Below are 19,911 nucleotides of genomic sequence, written 5' to 3'. Positions count from 1 at the left end.
AAATCAATTTGTATTTTTTTATTTTTAAGTATAAAAAACTTATTGGTTTTGTTTGAATGATTAAAATAAGGAAGCGTTTTATATGAGGATTGCAATTTTTATATTCGGTATTTTGTTGGCTTCTTGCTTGGGTAAGAATGAAGTAGAATCTGATTCAAATAAAATTAAGATATCTATGTTGGTAGATGGTGTTCTTGATGACGAATCTTTTAATTCTAGTGCTAATAAGGCTTTATTGAATTTGAAAAAAGATTTTCCAGAAAGTATTGAAGAAGTTTTTTCTAGCGCTTCTTCTGGAGTTTATTCTAGTTATGTTTCAGATCTTGATAGTTTAAAAATGAATGGTTCGACCTTGATTTGGCTTGTGGGATATATGCTTACGGACGTTTCTTTATCGGTTTCATTAGAAAATCCAAAAATTAGTTATGGAATAATAGATCCTGTTTATAGAGATAGAGATGATGTTCAGATTCCTAAAAATTTGATTGGTATTGTTTTTAATATAGAGCAAGGTGCTTTTTTAGCTGGCTATATTGCGGCTAAAAAAAGTGTTTCTGGTAAAATAGGTTTTATAGGGGGAGTAAAAGGCGATATAGTAGATGCATTTCGTTACGGTTATGAGGCCGGTGCAAAGTATGCTAATAAAGGCATAGAGATTGCCAGTGAATACTCTAATTCTTTTTCTGATATTGGTATTGGTAGGGTCATGGCTAATAAAATGTATTCTAAAGGAATAGATATAATTCATTTTGCGGCTGGTTTGGCAGGAGTTGGTGTTATTGAAGTAGCAAAAGAATTAGGTGATGGTTACTATGTCATTGGAGCTGATCAAGATCAGTCTCATCTTGCTCCTAAAAATTTTATTACTTCTGTTATAAAAAATGTTGGCTACGCATTATATTTGATTACTAGCGAATATATTAAAAATAATAATGTTTGGGAAGGTGGAAAAATTATTCAAATGGGATTAAGAGATGGCGTTGTTGGTTTGTCTAATGCAAATGAATTTGAATACATAAAAGTCCTTGAAAGGAAAATAATCAATAAAGAGATTATTGTTCCTTCCAATCAAGAAGAATATGAAATTTTTATAAAACAGTTATTAAAGTTATAGACTTTTCAAATAAAAGATTTTAATTTTCTAGTTTCTAATTTTTTAATTATGTTATATTTATTGTGTTATAATAAATAGAAGTTCATTTCTATTGTTTTAGAGGATTTAGCATTGAATAAAAAAATGTTTCCCAAAATTTACTATTATGATCAAGATTTTATTGATATTTATAATAAAAGTTTATCTTGGATTCAAGACAAGGTTATTTTACAAAAAATTGCCGATAAGAGCAAAAAAGATAAAAATTATTATTCGGAGAATTGCAATTATATAGATCAGATGCAAGCTTGTATGTCAAGCTTTTTTCTTGTCTATAGTAATGGGGAATATTCATCTACATCTGCAATTGATAAGTTTTATCAATTGCAAGAAGAATCTGGTGCAATCAGAGCTAGATATGATAATAATAATGCTATTATTGATCTTGATGAGAATGAAGAGAATATTGGGTTTCCTATTTTTGCATGGGCTGAATACAATTTGTATCATAAAACAGGAAATAAAAAGAGAATTTCTGAAGTTTTGCCAATTCTTGATAAGTATTATAAGTGGATAGAGAGCAAATTTTTAAAGGGAAATGGTCTTTATTCAATTGATGTAAATAGAGTTTTTTATAAAAATTCTCCAAGAGTAGATGCGCACTATCCTATAGATTTTAATTCATTACAAGTTCATAGTGCATATTGTATTTCTAAATTAGCAGATATTTTAAATGATAAAAATTTATCACTTGAATACAAAAAACGATTTTTTTCTCTTAAGGCCAAAATCAATTCTTTAATGTGGAGTGAAAAAGATGGATTTTATTATGATCTTGATGTTAATGAAAATATTCTTGAAATTAAGACAATAGTGGGGTTTTTCCCAATGCTTTCCGAGATTCCTAGTGAAGATAGAATAGAGAGGATGATTTTTTATTTAAAAAGCACTGAGCATTTTGGGACTCCAAATCCTTTTCCAACGCTTTCTGTTAGTGAGTCAGGTTTTAGTGAGGATGGCAATGGATATTATGGTTCAGTTTATACTTATATGAATTTTTTTGTAATCAAGGGTCTTGAATATTGTGGTCGTGCAAATATTGCAAGAGAATTTACCATAAGACATTTGTATTATATATTAGACACTTTAATGCCTTTTAATAAAATTAAAGGGCATATTTGGGAAGCTTATAAGCCTATGCAAGAAGGACCTGCATATTTTGATTCTAATAAAAAAACTTATACTGAGAGAAATCTTGTCTGTTATCTTGCGCTTTTTAGCATTAGTTTGATGATAGAAAATATTATTGGACTTACAATTAGCTTGCCCGATAAAACTGTATATTGGAACATCCCCACTCTTGAGATTATGGGGATAGAAAGCTTGTCTCTTAAAAAGAATCAAACTACAATAATTTGCAATAAAGGAAAAAGAGGTTGGGAAATAAAAATGGAATCTGAGAAACTTTATTATTTTACAATAAATATATTAAATAAAAAAGAAAAAACTCTTCCTATTCCTTCGGGAAGATGTTCTATGTTATTGGATAAGCTTTAATGAATTAGATTCATTAAATGTCTTGTGAAATTTAAATTTTTGGAGGCCTTTTAATGATAGATATTGATGAATTGAGAATTTTTCTTAAAGAGAAGAGTTATTCTAAAATTAAAGAAAAATTTTTAAAACACGATTCCTTTGACATTGCTGAGGCTCTTAAAAGACTTAATGGATCTGAATTGATTTTACTTTACAGATTTTTGCCCAAAAAAATAGCAGTTGAAACTTTTTCTAATTTTGACCAATCTACAAAAAGCAAATTAGCAAATTCTTTTACAAATAAAGAAATAAGCGAAATGATTGATGAGCTAAATCTTGATGACGTTATTGATCTTTTAGAAGAGGTTCCTGCAAATGTTGTTCAGAGATTTTTAGCAAGCTCTACAGAAGAAAATAGAGAAATTATTAATAAATTTTTGTCTTACAGCGATGATTCTGCAGGTTCGATTGTAACAATTGAGTATGTTGAACTTAAAGAAGATTTCACTGTTGGTCAAGCTCTCGATTATATTAGAAGGGTAGCTAAAACCAAAGAAGATATTTACACTTATTATATTACAGATGATGAAAAGCATTTAAAAGGAGTTATAAAAATTGAGGATTTAATATTAGCTAAAGATGATGTCATATTATCGTCAATAATGAGAAGTAGTGGGTTTTATATTGTGGGAGTCAATGATGAAAAAGAGGATGTTGCACTTCTTTTTCAAAAGTATGATATTACCAGTGTTCCTGTTGTTGATAACGAAGGAAGAATGATAGGAGTCATTATTATAGATGATATTTTAGAAGTTATTCAATCTGTAAATACTGAAGATTTTCAAATGATTGCGGCTGTTAAGCCCTTAGGTACATCTTATCTTGATACTTCTATTTTGGTTATGACAAAAAATAGGATAATTTGGCTTTTAGTTCTTATGATATCTTCTACTTTTACAGCAACGATCATTTCAAATTATCAAAATTTAATGTTGTCTTTAGTAGTTTTGGCTAGTTTTATCCCCCTTTTAATGGACACTTCAGGCAATGCCGGTTCCCAAGCATCTGCTTTAATAATTCGTGAACTTGCTCTTGGCACTGTTAAGGTAAAAGATTTTTTTAAAGTTTTTTTAAAGGAAATATGTGTCAGTATTTTGGTAGGAATAATTCTTGCCGGTGTTAATTTTTTAAGAATTGTATTTTTTGTAGCTCCCCAACATTCTGATAAGCTAAAAATAGCGTTTGTAGTTTCAGCTTGTTTGATGGTAAGCTTGACAGTATCAAAGATATTGGGAGGTCTTTTGCCCATTGTTGCTAAAATTTTCAAGTTGGATCCAGCACTTATGGCAGGTCCTTTGATTACTACGATTGCAGATGCTATTACTTTAATAGCATATTTCAATATAGCAAAATGGGTTTTGGTTAGCTATGCTGTTTAAACTTTATTTAAACATGTTAATTGTTGGTTTTTTATAATAGGACATGTTAATGTATGATTGCATTTTTTGTAAAATAGTAAAAAAAGAGCTTCCTAGATATGAAGTTTATGAGGACGATTTAGTTTTAGCATTTTTAGATATCAATCCTTTAACTGTTGGGCATACTCTTGTTATCCCTAAAGAACATAGTGAGAATTTATTGAATATGGATGATAAATTTAACGATAGAATTTTAAGAGTATGTAAAAAAGTTTCGAATGCTTTAAAAATAATAAATTCTAGCATTTGTGATGGAATAAATATTTATTCTTCTTTGGGGGCTGGTGCAGGGCAAGAAGTTTTTCATACTCATTTTCATGTAATTCCAAGATTTAAAAGTGATGGTTTTGGTTTTAAGAGAGGCAATAAACTTAATCTTGAGATTGAAAAATTTAAAGAGTTGTCTATACAAATAGGCATGAATATTTAATTTTACTTTGCCAAAAAGGATTCTTTATGAAAAGAAACTTATTTTTCTTTTTTGTTTTTATGTTTAATACATTAAGAATTTATTCAGGAATTCCTGGTTATCTTAATGTATACAGTGGAGTTGGGGTCGGTGTTGATAATTTTACTCGAGATTTATTCTTCTATGAAAGACTTAAGTATCAATTTTTCAGCGGGCTTGGTATTAATGTTTCTCAAAATTTTGCATTTGGTGGAGAATTTAATTTAGATATTAAATTTTTGCCAAGCTATACTCCTTATACCAAAGAGATTATGTTCATGTTGGACGATCAAGCATATTTAAATCATTCTCTAAGTTATTTCATGGTAAAAGATGTTTCAGTTTCAATGAGGATGTATGGTAATTATTTCTTTTTACCTTATACTCCAATGTTTAGTTTAATATTTTTTACAGGTTTAAAATTTTCATATATTGGTGCTGAAGTTAATTTTAGAGGTTCAAGTAATTGGAAATTATTTAATAATATTGTTTTGGGATTAGATATTGGAGCTAGAATTAATGTAGATTTTATTTTTTTGGAATATACAATTTCTCCTATTTTTTATAACAAACTTTTACTTCTAAATCAAATGCATAAAATAACATTGGGCTTTATTTTCCAGTTTGACGTGGCAACAAGAAATGATAGCGATGTACTTTCTATTTTGTAAATTTTATGAACTAAGGATATTTTAAATTTTCTTCTTTGATATTGTTTAATATTTGTAAGTATTTAGAAGATTCATATTTAGCCATATCAAGGTTATGCTCTTTGTAATTTCCGCATTCTTTATGGCTTGCGCCTGGAATGGGCTCTGAAAAATTTACAATTTCGGAAAAAAGCCATGATATTAGGTCAACAAGATCTTTACTTTCATAGTTTCCAAAAATTATTAAGTAAAAACCAGTTCTGCATCCCATGGGGCCAAAATATACTATTTTTTCGGCCCAAACTTCATTATTTCTAAGTAAAGTGGCTCCTATATGTTCTATTGTATGTATTGCTGCGTTTTCAATTATTGGTTCGATGTTAGGAGATTTGATTCTAATGTCTATTGTAGTAAATATTACATTTTCAAAGGTATCTTTTCTTGAGACATATATGCCAGGTTTTAACTTTGTATGATCTATTGTAAAGCTTGTTATTTTTTTCATTTTTTTAGCACCGTTTGTATTTTTTTTACAAAATCTAATTTTTCCCATTCGAATTCATTTTTTCCAAAATGACCATAAGTACAAGTTTTAAGATATATGGGTTGTTTTAGTTTTAATTTTTTAATTATACCGTTAGGAGTTAAATCGAAGTTATTGACAATGAAATTTAATATTTTGTTTGCATATTTGGGATCATTTATTCCCGCAGTTATTTGAATAGATATTGGGTTTTCAATCCCAATTGCATATGCAAGTTGTAGTTCAAATTCTTTGGAAATGCCGGCTGCTACCATATTTTTTGCGATATATCTTGCCATGTAGGCAGCCGATCTATCTACTTTTGTGGCATCTTTCCCGCTGTATGCTCCTCCTCCGTGTCTTGCAAATCCCCCATAACTGTCAGCAATAATTTTTCTTCCTGTAAGGCCTGTGTCTCCAGTAGGTCCTCCAATTACAAAATTTCCAGAAGGATTAATACAATAGGTAGTATTTTCATCAAGTATTGATTTGTCTTGAATGGTGGGCTTAATAATTTCTTCAATTATTGTTTGCCGTATTAGTTTTTGGGAGATATTTGGATGGTGTTGGTGAGAGACTATAATGTTTTTTATTTTTACAGGTCTTCTGTTTTTATCGTATTCTATAGTAACTTGAGATTTTGAGTCGGGTCGCAACCACTTTATTGCTCCCGATTTTCTAAGCTTACTAGCTTTTTTTAGAATTGAATTGGCAAGTTCATAAGGAGCTGGTAAAAAATTTTTTGTTTCATCGCAAGCATATCCAAATATTATCCCCTGATCACCTGCTCCAAGGGTATTAGATCCTTTTTTTTCAATTGCGTTTATAATGTCACGTGATTGATTGCCAACCGCGTCTATTACCGTTATTGTTTTGTAATCAAGTCCATAATCAATATTTGTATAGCCTATATCTTTAATGATGTTTTTAGCAATTTCTTTTATATCTATGTTTTTTTTTACAGGACTATTTATTTCTCCCGCTATTACTACTAAATTTTGTGCAATTATGACTTCGCAAGCCACTTTTGCATTTTTATCTACTTTTAGCATTTCATCAAGGATGGCATCAGATATTTGATCTGCAATTTTATCTGGATGTCCTTCAGATACAGCCTCAGAAGTTAAAGTTTGGTTAGCTGCTATTATTTTATTCATATTAGCTTAATAAGTTCCTTTGTCATTTTGCTTGAATTTATTGAGGATGTTTTTAAAAATTTATTAAAGTCTACATGATTGTTTTTATTGTTTGGTAAATCAGAAATTGAACGAATTATTATGAATGGTATTTTAAACGTGTGTGCCACTTGAGCTATTGCAGCTCCTTCCATATCTACAGCTAAAGCATCTTTGAAATTTTTTTTAATTGTCTCAAGATTTTTTTCACTTTCAACAAATTGATCTCCTGTTAGTATTAAGCCAATATGGATATCAATGTTTAAAAGCTTTTTGTCAACAATATTGACTACTTTTTTTAAGAGCTTTTCATCTGCTTTAAATTTTTGTGGCAAATTAGGGACTTGTCCTATTTTGTGTCCAAACTTGGTTAAGTCAAAATCATAGTATGCTGCTTCTGAGGATACCACTATGTCTAATATTTTAAGGTTAGAGTTTTCTTTTATTCCGCCAGAACTTCCAGAGTTTATTATATGAGTGATTTTATATTTAGATATAATTTGATTGCTCCAAGTTGCTGCGTTAACTTTTCCAATTCCTGTAGTCAAAGATACTACGTCTTTTCCCAAAATTTTTCCTTTATAAATTTTTTTATTTTCTAAGTAGCTGTCTAATACAATTTCTTCTTTGTTGTCAATCATTTTGTTTATTTCTTCCGATTCTTCTTGCATAGCCGATATGATTAAAATCATGCTTTTTCTCCTTTTGAGCGTCTTATATACTATCTGTTAAAGAATGTTTATTTTTAATTAGTTCTATTTCATTTTGATTGAGTATTTTTTTTATTCCTGTGTTTGTGTTTGGTATAGACTGAACGCTAGGCTCATTTTTGTCCACAACTTTTCCATTTTTTATTATGTAATTTACGTATGGGAAATTTGGTTTAGAATTATCTATATCTACTATTTTAGCTATAGAATTGTCATTAAGCTCTACAATAAAGTCTAAAGGACAAGAAGATATTGTATTAATTATTAACTTTAAGACTCTTTTGTCAAATTTTTTGTCAGCATCTTTAATTAATTCAATAATAGATGCTCCAGAATTAAAAGATTTTTTGTATGCTTTATCTAAAATGATAGCAGAATAGGCGCTAGCAGCTCCTATTATATTTGATTCTATGCTGATATTTTCACTTGTTAGACCTTTAGGATAACCTGTTCCGTCTAGATTTTCTTTATGTGTTAAAAGTGTTAGACATATTGATCGTGACAAATTGCTTGTTGAGGCTACTTTATAACTGATTATAGGATATTTTTTTATTATTTCTAGTTCTTCGCCAGTCAATGCTTCTTTTTTTTCGCTGATTTTTGTAGGGATAAATAAAAATCCGATTTTATGTAAAAGAGCAATACTGCAAAGTTCTACTGTTTTGTAGTTATTTATACCCATTTCATTACCAAGTGCTACTGTTAGGATGGCCGTATTTACCGAATGAATAATGTGATAGTTTGCAGAAAGCTTAGGAATTCTAAAATATTTGATAAAAATTTTTTTCTGTTTTTTATAAAATTCTATTACTTTTTTTACAGTAGGCATAATATCTTGGTAATATATTTTTTTATTTCTTTTGCAATTTTCATAAATTTCTTCTAAATTGCTTATTATTACATGATAACTGGAAATAGCTTCTTCGTTGAATTTTTTGTGTATTTCTTCGTATTCTTTTTTAACAGAATCATCGCTGAAAAAATTTTCTCTTTTTTTAATGTATGATTTTAATTTCCATTTTTCAATAAGCTCAATGTTTTTGTCCCCAATAAATGCATTTTCAGGCCAAACTAAGAATTCCTTGTCTATTAAATATGATGAATTTTTTATATTTTTGATGATGCTTTCAAAATTTTGCATTTATTACCTTGAAATTAAGCTACATTAACCATGTATATCATATTATTTATTAATTGTCTATCTATTAGTATAATGTATTTATTATATCTCAATTTTTGAATTGAGCTTTTTTTGAAGAGATTTTTATGGTAGAAAAAATACGTTTAGGCTTTAACATTACATTTCTTGGATTGTTTGTTTATTTTCTGACAATTTTAAGATTTCAAATGGAATTAAGCTTTATTTTGTTTAATTACCAATTTATTGTAATTTATTTTTTATTAGTGATTGTTTTTAATGTTATTTATTCTCAATATTTTTTTTCAAGATTGTATTTTATTTTAAATGGGATGGAAGATACATTTACCTTTTTAAAGCTTAAAATGGTTCGTAAAAAGCTTAAAAACGTTTTTGAAATATCTATTCTTCTTAGGTTTATTTTAATAAAACAAGATAAAAAAAGCCTTGATGAGCTTTATTTTTATTTAAAAGACAATAAATTAAGACATAAGACAATAATAGAGCTTTATTCTGTTCTTATTAGTTTTAGGGAGAAAGAAAAAGCTTCTAGTTTGATTTTAAATTACAAGTACAGTAAACACAAGTGGGTGAAATATTGCGAGGCTCTTAGCATGTTGTCATTTGAAGAACATTTAAAGCTAGAAGAGTTAGTAAATTTTTTAGATAAGTTTTTTTTAAAAAATGATATTTTTACTATTTATTTCTATTATTTATTGCGAAAATCGAAAATATCTTTTGATTTGATTGAAAGTAAGAAAATTGAGATTAGAAATCGATATTGTAAATTTAAAAATAAGATAGATTCTAAGCATACAAGGCTACTTAGTTCAAATTTATTTTTTGTTGTTTTTTATTATATTTATGATTTTTCTAAAAAAGATGTTTTTTATTGAAGGAGTTGTGTTTTGAGTATAAGAGTTCGTTATGCACCTTCTCCAACGGGTTTGCAACATATTGGTGGGATTAGGACAGCTTTGTTTAATTATTTTTTTGCAAAGTCTTGTGGTGGTAAGTTTTTACTTAGAATTGAGGATACAGATCAGAACAGATATTTTCCAGAAGCTGAAGATGATCTTTATTCAAGTCTTAAATGGCTTGGTATTTCTTTTGATGAAGGTCCTATTGTAGGAGGTGATTATGCGCCTTATGTGCAGTCCCAAAGAAGTGAAATATATAAGCGATATGCTAAATATTTGATTGAATCTGGGCATGCTTATTATTGTTATTGTAGTCCTGAAAGATTGGAAAGGATTAAGAAAATTCAAAATATTAATAAGATGCCGCCTGGATATGATAGACATTGTAGAAATTTAAGCGATGAGGAAGTTAAGAATGCGCTAATTAAAAAAATCAAACCTGTTGTCAGATTTAAAATCCCTTTAGAAGGAGACACTAGTTTTGATGATATTTTGCTTGGAAAGATTACATGGTCGAATAAAGACATTAGTCCTGATCCTGTAATCCTCAAGTCAGATGGACTGCCGACTTATCATCTTGCTAATGTTGTTGATGATTATTTAATGAAAATTACTCATGTATTAAGATCTCAAGAGTGGGTTTCTTCAGGTCCATTTCACATACTTCTTTATAAAGCTTTTAAATGGAAGCCACCCATTTATTGTCATCTTCCAATGGTTATGGGAAATGATGGTCAAAAATTAAGCAAAAGACATGGATCGACAGCTTTAAGGCAGTTTATCGAAGATGGATATCTTCCAGAAGCTATTATTAATTATGTTACTTTGCTTGGTTGGTCTTACGATGATAAGAGAGAATTTTTTTCAAAAAATGACCTTGAGCAATTTTTTTCAATTGAGAAGATCAATAAATCTTCTGCTATTTTTGATTACCATAAGCTAGATTTTTTCAATAGCTACTATATTAGAGAAAAAAAAGATGAAGATTTATTTAATCTTTTACTTCCCTTTTTTCAAAAAAAAGGGTATGTTTCTAAGCTTATTACTGTAGAAGAGAGTCAAAAATTAAAATTATTAGTTCCTCTTATAAAGAGTAGGATTAAAAAGCTAAGTGATGCTTTGAATATGACCAAATTTTTTTATGAGGACATTAAATCTTGGAATTTAGATGAGTTTTTAAGTAGGAAAAAAACAGCCAAAGAGGTTTGTTCTATTTTAGAATTAATAAAGCCTATTTTAGAAGGATTTGAAAAAAGGTCGTCAGAGGAAAATGATAAAATTTTTTACGATTTTGCTGAAAACAATGGTTTTAAATTGGGTGAAATTCTTCTTCCTATTAGAATTGCAGTGCTTGGCAGCAAAGTCTCTCCGCCACTTTTCGATTCTTTAAAATTGATAGGCGAGTCTAAAGTTTTTGAAAGAATAAAATTGGCACAGGAATTTTTAAGAATAAATGAATAGCTATTAAGGATATTTTTATGGTTAGAATGGAAGATATTATTTCTCTTGCAAAAAGAAAAGGGTTTGTATTTCAGTCTTCAGAGGTTTATGGAGGCCTTTCTGGAGCTTGGGATTATGGTCCTTTGGGAGTTGAGCTTAAAAAAAATATAAAAAGAGAGTGGTGGAAGAGCATGGTGTACTTGCATGAAAATATTGTGGGTTTAGACAGTGCTATTTTTATGAGACCTGAAGTTTGGAGTGCATCTGGGCATATTGATGGTTTTTCAGATTATATGGTTGATTGCAAAGATTGCAAGAGTAGATTTAGAGCTGATTTTATTGATTTATCAAAAAATTGTCCAAATTGCAAAGTCGGCAATAATTTTACTTCTCCGAGAAGTTTTAATTTAATGTTTAAGACCCATATTGGAGTAGCGGAGGACAGTTCTAGTGAGATTTATTTAAGACCTGAGACAGCACAAGGAATTTTTGTTAATTTTAGAAATGTTTTAGATTCTTCAAGGCTTAAGATTCCTTTTGGAATTGCTCAGGTAGGTAAAGCGTTCAGAAATGAGATAGTTACTAAAAATTTTATATTTAGAACTTGTGAATTTGAGCAAATGGAAATGCAGTTTTTTGTTCATCCTAATCAAATAGATGAATGGTTTTGTTATTGGCAGCAAAATAGAATGAATTTTTTTAAAGAAACTCTTAAAATTAGGCCTGATAAATTAAGGTTTAAAGCTCATGATTCAACACAACTTGCTCATTATGCAAAATCTGCATTTGATATTGAGTACGAATTTCCATTTGGATTTCAGGAAGTAGAAGGTATTCATAATAGAGGTAATTATGATTTAACTCAACATTCTAAATTTTCTAACAAGTCTAAAATATTTGAGTATCATGATTTGTTGACAAAAGAGAGATATGTGCCTTATGTTATTGAAACTTCTGCGGGGCTTACAAGGTCTGTTTTAATGGTTCTTTGTGATGCTTATTCTGAGGAAGATCTTTCAGAAGGAGACAAGCGCATTGTTTTGAGATTGCATCCCAAGCTGGCTCCTTACAAGGTTGCTATATTTCCTCTTGTTAAAAAAGTTGAGCTTGTTGAGGTTGCTAGAAGGATTTATGTAGAACTTTGTGATGATTTTCATATATTTTACGATGATAGTGGAACAATAGGCAAAAGGTATAGACGTCAAGACGAAATAGGGACTCCTTATTGTGTAACAGTAGATTACGACACTATCGAGGACGAAACAGTGACTATTAGGGAAAGAAACAATATGACTCAGAAGAGAATTCTTATTAATGATTTATATTCATACATTAAAACAGAGATTTTGAATTACAAAGAGGATTTTAATAAATGAATCTTGCTTTAAATCTTTTACATAGGCGAGGATTTTTAAAACAGTGTACATCTTTAAAAGTTTTAAGCGATTTAATGGATAGTGAAAAAATAGTTTTTTATGCAGGAGTTGATGCAACATCTAGTTCTCTTCATATTGGTCATTTGATTCCTTTTTTAGCAATGATGCATCTTAAACAACATGGTCACATGCCAATTGTTTTGATTGGAGATTCTACAACAAGAATAGGCGATCCTTCTGGGAGAAGCGAAATGAGAAAGATTTTATATTCAGAAGAGATTAGCAATAATGCTTTGTCAATAAAAAATCAACTTCAAAGAATAACGAAGTTTAGTTCAAGATGTTTTATTCATAATTCAGATTGGTTAGATAATCTCAATTATATTGAATTTTTAAGAGATATTGGTATCCATTTTTCTGTCAATCGCATGTTGAGCTTTGAAACTTATAAAAGAAGGCTAGATTTTGGACTTTCATTTATTGAGTTTAATTATCAACTTTTGCAGTCTTATGATTATTACATGCTTAATAAAATTAAAAATTGTCGACTTCAAATTGGCGGCGATGATCAATGGGGGAATATTGTCTCGGGTGTTGATTTGATTAGAAGAAAAATTGGGGTAGAAGCTTTTGGGCTTACATTTCCATTAATTACAAGAAGTGATGGGAAAAAGATGGGCAAATCAGAAAAAGGCGCTGTTTATCTTGATTCTAGTCTTTACAGTATTTATGATTTTTATCAGTATTTTAGAAATACTTCAGATTCTGATGTGAAAACTTTTTTATATCTTTTTACCTTTTTAGAAGAAGATGAGATTGAATTAATTTCAAATTTTAAGGGAAATTCTTTAAATAAAGCTAAAGAGATTTTAGCTTTTGAGATAACTAAAATTGTTCATGGAGAAGCGGAAGCTTTGAAAGTTCAAGAGGCATCCTTTGCTGCATTTAGGGGAAGTGGCGATAGAAGTAATATTCCATTTTTTAAATTTAGCTTTTCTAGTTTAGAAGAAAAGGTATTGTTGGTTAATTTAATGCTAGATTCAAAAATTGTGCCTAGTAAGTCAGAAGGCAGAAGGTTAATTAATTCTGGAGGAGTTTATATCAATGGTAAAAGGGTGAAAAATCAGAATCATTGTCTTGCTAGAGAGGATTTTAATGACAATGAAATTGAATTAAGGGTAGGTAAAAAAAATTTTTTACGAATTGTTTTATAGTTGATTTTGAATGTATGACAGAAGAACTTTAAATTGTTTGTTTTTTAACACGTTTTTGTTTTTCATGGAGTCTAAGCATCTTGTTTTTACAGAAGAGCATATTTTTTACGGCTTGATTAAAAACGACAAAGTTAAAGAACTACTTAATTTGTGTACAATTGACTCTTATAAACTTAACAAACAGCTGGTAGAATTTTTTAGCAAGCTCCCCCTAAGAGACAATTATATTCCAGATTATGTTTCTAGTATGGATTATTTGTATGACGATATAATCAGTACTCTTTTTTTTTATAAAAAACCTTATAAAATACAAGAAAAAGATTTATTGTGGGTACTTGTCAAAAAAAGAAAAAATAGCATTTTAGATACTTTACTTAACTCAGGGTTTAATTTGACTATTTTTGACAAACTTATCGAAGTTCATGATCATTTGGCTTTAAATACTAGATCTGATTCAGGTCATGATAGTGAATTAATTTCAGAATATATTCACAATAATGCGCCAAAAAATAAAGGAGGCTTTCACATTTTTGATGATAATCGTGATAAGTTGGATCAAAATAATGTTTTTTTAGAAAATAAAGACTCCATTAGTAATTTTTTAACAAATGTTATTGATGCTTTGGATTTGAAGCACAAGCCTTTAATTGGTAGGAAGCAAGAATTATCTAGGTTGATCCAAATAATACTTAGGAAGCATAAAAGTAACCCTATTTTATTTGGAGAACCTGGTGTTGGAAAAACAGTATTAATTCAAGGTCTTGCATATAAAATAAAAACAGAGAATGTTCCAAGGGATTTAATGGGGTATGAAATCTATTCTCTCGATATTGGTAGGCTTATTTCGGGTACTAAATATAGAGGAGATCTTGAGAGTAGAATTAACAGAGTTTTGGATTTTTTAAATACAAGAAAAAAAGTTATGCTTTTTATCGATGAGATTCATATGATAGTAGGTGCAGGAGCCACTTCATTTGGCAGTATGGATATTTCTAATTTATTAAAACCTATTCTTACTTTGGGAAAAATCAAATTTATTGGAGCTACTACAGAATATGAATATAGAAAATTTTTTTTAAAAGATAAGGCTTTAATGAGAAGGTTTCAGAGCATAGAGCTTAAAGAACCTAATTTTGACGACACCTATGATATTTTGCAGGAGATTAAAGAAGATTATGAGAGATATCATAATGTGGAATATACAGATGAGGCAATAAAAACTTGCATTGTTATGTCTCAAAAATATATTAAAGATAGATTTCTTCCAGATAAAGCTTTTGATATTTTGGATGAACTAGGCTCTAAGTTTAAGCTTGAAAACATAAAAAGGATAATAACAAAAGATGATGTTTGTGATTTTATTAAGTCTGTTGTTGGCTCTAATATTTTTAATTTTGAAGAGTATAATAGTGAATTACTAATTAATTTAGAAAATAGAATAAAAAAAGAACTTATTATACAAGATGGTTTGGTATTTGATTTGATATTAAATATCAAACTATTAAAATTTAATATGCTTGCCAACAGAAGTACTATTGGTGTATTTGTCTTTATTGGTGCTTCTGGAGCAGGAAAATGCAAATTGACAGATATTTTATCAGAAGAGTTTAAAATTCCGAAATTTAGTCTTAATATGAGCGAGTATAGCGATTTTAATTCTCTTGATAGATTGATTGGTCCTGTTTTAAGTAATGAAGGGTATTATGAATCTACTAGATTTTTCAAATTTTTGAACAAATCTTCTAATTCTATTATTTTCTTATCAGATTTTGATAAATGTAATAAAAGGGTTTTAAATTTTTTTTTGGAGGGGTTTAAAACGGGCAAACTTTTTGATGGTCTTGGAAAAAAGGTAAGCTTATCAGAAAGTTTAATAATAATAAGTATCAATGCTGAGAGTAATGAGCTTAATGGTATTGGCTTTAAAAATAAAATGGCAGGAGAAAATCATTTTGATCTTACATTGAAGAAGAGATTTCCTAATAAATTTTTAGAGTTAATAGATTATGTTTTTGTGTTTCAATCTATTGATGAGTTAGGTTTTGAAAAAATCATTTTTAATGAGCTTAATCGTTTTGCAAGGATATTAAGAGATAGAAAATTTGATGTTTTTTTTGAAAAAAGTGTTGTTGATTATATTCGGGAAAAGATTTATGGAAAGGGTTATGGATTAAAAAGTGTTAAAAAGTTCATATTCAAAGAAGTGGGAAAGCTTTTAATAGATGAAATTCTTTTTAAGAAAATTGAAAATTCTGGTAAAATAAAAATCTATTTAGATGAAACAATAAAATATGAGTTTTTATAAGGTTATAGGGAGTATTTATGAAAATATCAGTAATAGGAGCAGGCGCTTGGGGAACGGCTATTGCAAAGTCTTTGGCAGATAAATTTGATTTTAATATTTTTTTGTGGTCTTTTGAAGAAGATGTTAAGAATAGTATTAATAATAATAATGTTAATACCAAATATTTAAAGGGAATTAAATTGCCAAAAAATTTAGTTGCAAGTTCAGATTTGTTTGAAGTTGCAACGATGTCTGATTACATTTTCATTGCAACGCCTTCTCTTTTTACTGTTGATATTTTTAAAAAGTTGGATCAATTTTTCCATTCTTTAAAGATAAAGCCGAAATTAGCAATACTTACAAAAGGGTTTATTGCTTTTAATGGGAAAACTAATACAGTTATTGAAACCGCTGAAAAAATTATTAAAGGATATAAAGATGAAATTACTTATATTGTTGGGCCAAGTCATGCTGAGGAAGTTGGGCTTGGTGTAATAACAGGACTTGTTGCAGCTAGCAATAACAGAGAAAATGCATATTTATTTATTAATTTATTTAGTAAGACTTCAATTTCTTTGTTTTATAGCAATGATGTTTTTGGGGTGCAAATAGCAGCAGCTTTAAAAAATGTGTTTGCAATTGCATTTGGAATTTTAGATGCGTATAAATTAAATTATCCCAATTTGATAGGTAGTAATACAGAATCATTTTTATTTTCAATATCTTTAAATAATATGAAAGATATTGCAATAGAGCTTGGGGGAAGAAATATTGAAACTTTTTTATTTTTGTCTGGTTCTGGCGATTTAGATGTTACTTGTAGAAGCAAGTTTGGAAGAAATAGACGATTTGGTAATGAAATTGTTAGTAAAAACATTTTAGAAAGCTTTTTTAGCATAGATGATTTAATAAGTAATATTGAAAAAATTGGGTATTTACCAGAGGGAGTTTTGGCTACTAAATCAATTTTTTCTCTTTTAAAAGGATTAAATCGAGATATTAATCCCAATAGTTTGTTAAGTGTTATATATAGAATTTTGAATAAAGAATTGGAGTCTAAATTTGTTATTGAACACATGAGAGATATTATACAGTAAAATAAAGCCTCTAAAGAGGCTTTATTGTTTTTGCTCATTCATCATATATAAAATTTTATTATAAACATCTTCTATTATTTCAAAATTCATTACAATTTCTGTAAGCTCATTAGATTTAATAGTTCCTATTATGTTGTCATTTTTTGTTAAATCATCTCTTTTGACTAAAGAATTGCTGTCTACTAAAATTTTTATTCTTGTTATGTCCTTGTGTATGTTTTTAATATTTTTGATTCCCCCAAAGCATTCTACAATATGCTCTGCTACTTTGATTTTATTTGTTTTTTCTGAGTCTGCCATAGTTAATAATTTTATTCCTTGTAGAAAGCTTTGTATGCTAAGTAAGCATTGTATAAGTCAAATTTAGAAGTTATCTCCATTGGAGAATGCATGCTTATAACAGCAGGTCCCATGTCTATTGTTCTTATTCCATAGCTAGCTAAGAATTTGGCAACAGTCCCCCCCCCTCCTTCTTCTACCTTTCCAAGTGTTGCTACTTGCCAGGCTATATTATTTTTATTTAATAATTGCCTAATATAAGAAACAAGCTCGGCATCAGCATCGCTGGCCATACTTTTTCCACCATGTCCTGTGTATTTCATTATGGGTATACCATAGCCAAGTTTGGGAGCATTTTGTTCGTCATGAACTGAGTTAAATAGTGGGTTTATTGCTGCACAAACATCAGCAGAAATACTTTTTGAATTCCATAAAGCTTTTTGGACTTGAAGATTGTTGTATTCCGATTTTTTAATTTTAAAGATTATGTCAGAAACAAAATATTCAAGATATCTTGAGTCTAGTCCAGTTGAACCTGTTGAGCCAATTTCTTCTTTATCTACAAGAAAGCAAATAGCTGTTTTGTTTGGAATCTCTTCAAGATCAAATATGGATTCTAGCGAGGTGTAAGCGCAGATTTTGTCATCTTGTCCGTAAGCACCAATTAACGCTTTGTCAAATCCAATGTCTTTTGCTGTTCCTGCAGGCACTATTTCAATTTCTGATGATACGAAATCTTCTTCTTCTATTTTGTATTGTTCTTTTATTAATTGCAGAGTTGCTAGTTTAACTTTATCTTTTTCTTTTGTTTCAATTGGCAGGCTTCCAATTAAAATTTTTAGATTTTCTCCTTCAACAATTTCGTCTGATTTTTTATTCCTTTGTATTTTTCTGTCAAGATGAGGCAAAATGTCGGGAATTACGAATACAGGATCGTTTTCATTGTCACCAATATTGATTTCAACTTTTTCTCCATTTTTTAAGAATATCACACCCCTTATTGAAAGGGGTGTGGATAACCATTGGTACTTTTTTATTCCCCCGTAATAGTTGGTTTTAAGAAATGTAAGTTCGTTTTCTTCAGAGATTGGTGAAGGTTTTGCGTCAAGTCTTGGTGAATCTGTATGAGAAACAATTAAATTCATTCCATTTTCAATAGGATTTTTGCCAATAATAGCAAAAGCAACAGATTTTTCTCTGCAGGTGTAAAAAATTTTATCGCCAGGCATTAAATTTTGTTTTTCTTCAGCGTTAAGGAATCCCCTTTTTTTTGCTCTATCTAAGGCATAGGATGTAACTTCTCTTTCTGTTTTAAATTTACTTATAAATTTTTTATAACTTTCAGAAAAATTGAAAATTTGATTTTTTTCTTCTTTGCTTAAAGAAATCCATGGATTTTGTTTTTTCATTAATAAGTCCTCCTATTTCATTTTAGCATTTTAATTGTTTTTAAAGTGTGTACAAAATAAATTATTTATTGTAAACTTACCTTTAATTTTAATATTATAAATAAATTATAAGGGAGAATTTTATGTATAAAAATGGTTTTTTGAAAAACTATTTAGTAGGGTTTTTATTTTTTTTAATAATTGCGTGTACCTCAAAAGACAGTTCAAATGAATATGTTGAGGAGCAAGAAGTGGATAACTCTTCTAAACTCGATGATGCTTCTCAAATAGATGAGCATACTATTGGTCATATTTTTCATGCTATGGGAGTAGTTCATTCAAAAAATGATCGAAAAGAATTGGGGAAAAATATAAAGGTTTTATATTTTTCTGAAAAAGATGGATACTTTGAAACAATACCTTCAAAAGAGGGTGCAAAGTTGATAGTTTATCTTTATGACAATATTTACGCAGGAGAGGCCCCAATTAATATCTCTGGAAAAGAAGCGTTTATTTTTGTTGGAATTACTTCGGATTTTAAAAAGATTATAAATAGTAATTTGCATGGTGCGCAAAGTGATCTTATTGGCACTTTTAAAGATCTTGATATTAAAAATTCAAAATTGGAAGTTACAGTTGATGAGAATAATTCAGATGCTAAAACTTTCCTTGAATCTATTAATTATATTATCGACGGTGTTGAAAAAATTTCACCTATGACAATGAATTAATTTATATTTTTGATTTTTTAGGCTTTAATTTTAAATTAAAGCCTATTTTGAAATCGAGATTTCAAGTCCTTTTATTAAAATTTCTGCTGTTTTTATGTTAGTTGCAAGCGGTATATTATGTACATCGCAAAGCCTAATGAGAGCCGACACATCTGGTTCGTGAGGTTGGTTTGTTAGGGGATCTCTAAAGAAGAATATAGCCAAGACATTTCCTTCAGCTATTTCAGCTCCAATTTGCTGATCTCCTCCCATGGGGCCCGATTTATATTTAATAATCGCAAGATCAGTAGCTTGTTGGATTCTGTACCCTGTTGTTCCTGTTGCAATAAGCTTGAATTTGGATAAGAAGAGATGGTTTTGTTTGACAAAATTTACTAAATCATCCTTTTTTTTATCATGTGCAATTAATGCTATTTTTTTTCCCATTAACT

The 19,911-nt window shown here is 29.2% G+C and carries 19 protein-coding genes; 12 read left to right on the top strand and 7 right to left on the bottom strand.

Going from position 1 to position 19,911, the window contains the following annotated elements; translation table 11 throughout:
- Nucleotides 1–82 precede the first annotated feature (82 nt).
- From bmpB to QIA21_RS02465, 5 genes are all read left to right on the top strand, one after another.
- Nucleotides 83–1,114 (top strand): nucleoside ABC transporter substrate-binding protein BmpB, encoded by a 1,032-nt coding sequence (bmpB, locus tag QIA21_RS02485; RefSeq protein ID WP_301393013.1) that lies wholly within the window; start codon nt 83–85, stop codon nt 1,112–1,114.
- 111 nt (nt 1,115–1,225) lie between these two features.
- Entirely contained in the window at nt 1,226–2,650 is a 1,425-nt protein-coding gene (locus QIA21_RS02480) for an MGH1-like glycoside hydrolase domain-containing protein (RefSeq protein WP_301393012.1), read from the top strand.
- A 53-nt stretch (nt 2,651–2,703) separates the two neighbouring features.
- Nucleotides 2,704–4,068 carry a magnesium transporter gene (gene mgtE / locus QIA21_RS02475; RefSeq protein ID WP_091972381.1) on the top strand — a complete coding sequence of 455 codons (1,365 nt, stop codon included), beginning with the start codon at nt 2,704–2,706 and terminating at the stop codon, nt 4,066–4,068.
- Between the two features lie 49 nt (nt 4,069–4,117).
- Complete coding sequence (locus QIA21_RS02470) at nt 4,118–4,537, top strand: HIT family protein (RefSeq protein ID WP_301393011.1); 420 nt, start codon at nt 4,118–4,120, stop codon at nt 4,535–4,537.
- A gap of 26 nt (nt 4,538–4,563) precedes the next feature.
- On the top strand, nt 4,564–5,226 hold the full coding sequence (locus tag QIA21_RS02465; RefSeq protein WP_301393010.1) for a hypothetical protein: 663 nt from the start codon (nt 4,564–4,566) through the stop codon (nt 5,224–5,226).
- Nucleotides 5,227–5,236: 10 nt separating this feature from the next.
- Here QIA21_RS02465 and QIA21_RS02460 read toward each other — a convergent pair whose 3' ends face one another.
- From QIA21_RS02460 to pdeB, 4 genes are read right to left on the bottom strand one after another with little or no spacing between them, the layout of a single operon-like run.
- Nucleotides 5,237–5,710 (bottom strand): S-ribosylhomocysteine lyase, encoded by a 474-nt coding sequence (locus tag QIA21_RS02460; RefSeq protein ID WP_301393009.1) that lies wholly within the window; start codon nt 5,708–5,710, stop codon nt 5,237–5,239.
- The gene (gene metK / locus QIA21_RS02455; protein ID WP_301393008.1) at nt 5,707–6,885 is read right to left on the bottom strand and encodes a methionine adenosyltransferase; all 1,179 of its coding nucleotides are present in this window, start codon (nt 6,883–6,885) and stop codon (nt 5,707–5,709) included. The genes QIA21_RS02460 and metK overlap by 4 nt, the downstream gene beginning before the upstream one ends.
- Complete coding sequence (locus tag QIA21_RS02450) at nt 6,882–7,595, bottom strand: 5'-methylthioadenosine/adenosylhomocysteine nucleosidase (RefSeq protein WP_091972389.1); 714 nt, start codon at nt 7,593–7,595, stop codon at nt 6,882–6,884. Before QIA21_RS02450 ends, metK begins: the two co-directional genes overlap by 4 nt.
- A gap of 22 nt (nt 7,596–7,617) precedes the next feature.
- Nucleotides 7,618–8,754, bottom strand: a complete 1,137-nt coding sequence (gene pdeB, locus QIA21_RS02445) for a cyclic di-GMP phosphodiesterase PdeB (protein WP_301393007.1) — start codon at nt 8,752–8,754, stop codon at nt 7,618–7,620.
- Nucleotides 8,755–8,879: 125 nt separating this feature from the next.
- Here pdeB and QIA21_RS02440 point away from each other — a divergent pair, with 125 nt between their 5' ends.
- From QIA21_RS02440 to QIA21_RS02415, 6 genes are read left to right on the top strand one after another with little or no spacing between them, the layout of a single operon-like run.
- Nucleotides 8,880–9,647: a hypothetical protein gene (locus tag QIA21_RS02440; RefSeq protein WP_301393006.1), complete on the top strand. Its 768-nt coding sequence runs from the start codon at nt 8,880–8,882 to the stop codon at nt 9,645–9,647.
- 12 nt (nt 9,648–9,659) lie between these two features.
- Complete coding sequence (gene gltX / locus QIA21_RS02435; protein WP_301393005.1) at nt 9,660–11,132, top strand: glutamate--tRNA ligase; 1,473 nt, start codon at nt 9,660–9,662, stop codon at nt 11,130–11,132.
- 17 nt (nt 11,133–11,149) lie between these two features.
- Complete coding sequence (locus tag QIA21_RS02430) at nt 11,150–12,487, top strand: glycine--tRNA ligase (protein WP_301393004.1); 1,338 nt, start codon at nt 11,150–11,152, stop codon at nt 12,485–12,487.
- The gene (gene tyrS, locus QIA21_RS02425; protein WP_301393003.1) at nt 12,484–13,701 is read left to right on the top strand and encodes a tyrosine--tRNA ligase; all 1,218 of its coding nucleotides are present in this window, start codon (nt 12,484–12,486) and stop codon (nt 13,699–13,701) included. Before QIA21_RS02430 ends, tyrS begins: the two co-directional genes overlap by 4 nt.
- 10 nt (nt 13,702–13,711) lie before the next feature.
- Entirely contained in the window at nt 13,712–16,006 is a 2,295-nt protein-coding gene (locus QIA21_RS02420) for an AAA family ATPase (RefSeq protein ID WP_301393002.1), read from the top strand.
- A gap of 17 nt (nt 16,007–16,023) precedes the next feature.
- Nucleotides 16,024–17,082: an NAD(P)H-dependent glycerol-3-phosphate dehydrogenase gene (locus tag QIA21_RS02415; RefSeq protein ID WP_301393001.1), complete on the top strand. Its 1,059-nt coding sequence runs from the start codon at nt 16,024–16,026 to the stop codon at nt 17,080–17,082.
- Between the two features lie 21 nt (nt 17,083–17,103).
- On the opposite strand, the gene QIA21_RS02410 is transcribed toward QIA21_RS02415, so the two are convergent.
- Together QIA21_RS02410 and QIA21_RS02405 are read right to left on the bottom strand one after the other, a co-directional pair.
- Nucleotides 17,104–17,382, bottom strand: coding sequence for a PTS sugar transporter subunit IIB (locus QIA21_RS02410; protein ID WP_091972404.1), 279 nt, complete (start codon nt 17,380–17,382; stop codon nt 17,104–17,106).
- 11 nt (nt 17,383–17,393) lie between these two features.
- Nucleotides 17,394–18,770 (bottom strand): aminopeptidase, encoded by a 1,377-nt coding sequence (locus tag QIA21_RS02405; RefSeq protein ID WP_301393000.1) that lies wholly within the window; start codon nt 18,768–18,770, stop codon nt 17,394–17,396.
- Nucleotides 18,771–18,892: 122 nt separating this feature from the next.
- On the opposite strand from QIA21_RS02405, the gene p22 reads away from it, so the two are divergent.
- The gene (gene p22, locus QIA21_RS02400) at nt 18,893–19,480 is read left to right on the top strand and encodes a lipoprotein P22 (protein ID WP_301392999.1); all 588 of its coding nucleotides are present in this window, start codon (nt 18,893–18,895) and stop codon (nt 19,478–19,480) included.
- A gap of 42 nt (nt 19,481–19,522) precedes the next feature.
- Here the strand turns inward: p22 and mgsA are convergent, their stop codons facing one another.
- Nucleotides 19,523–19,906, bottom strand: coding sequence for a methylglyoxal synthase (mgsA, locus tag QIA21_RS02395; protein ID WP_091972410.1), 384 nt, complete (start codon nt 19,904–19,906; stop codon nt 19,523–19,525).
- Between the last annotated feature and the right edge of the window lie 5 nt (nt 19,907–19,911).

The sequence above is a fragment of the Borreliella japonica genome (assembly GCF_030438115.2).
GTDB lineage: Bacteria > Spirochaetota > Spirochaetia > Borreliales > Borreliaceae > Borreliella > Borreliella japonica.
The sequence above is the reverse complement of the archived record's forward strand: the minus strand, read 5'-3'. Positions and strand labels throughout refer to the sequence as shown.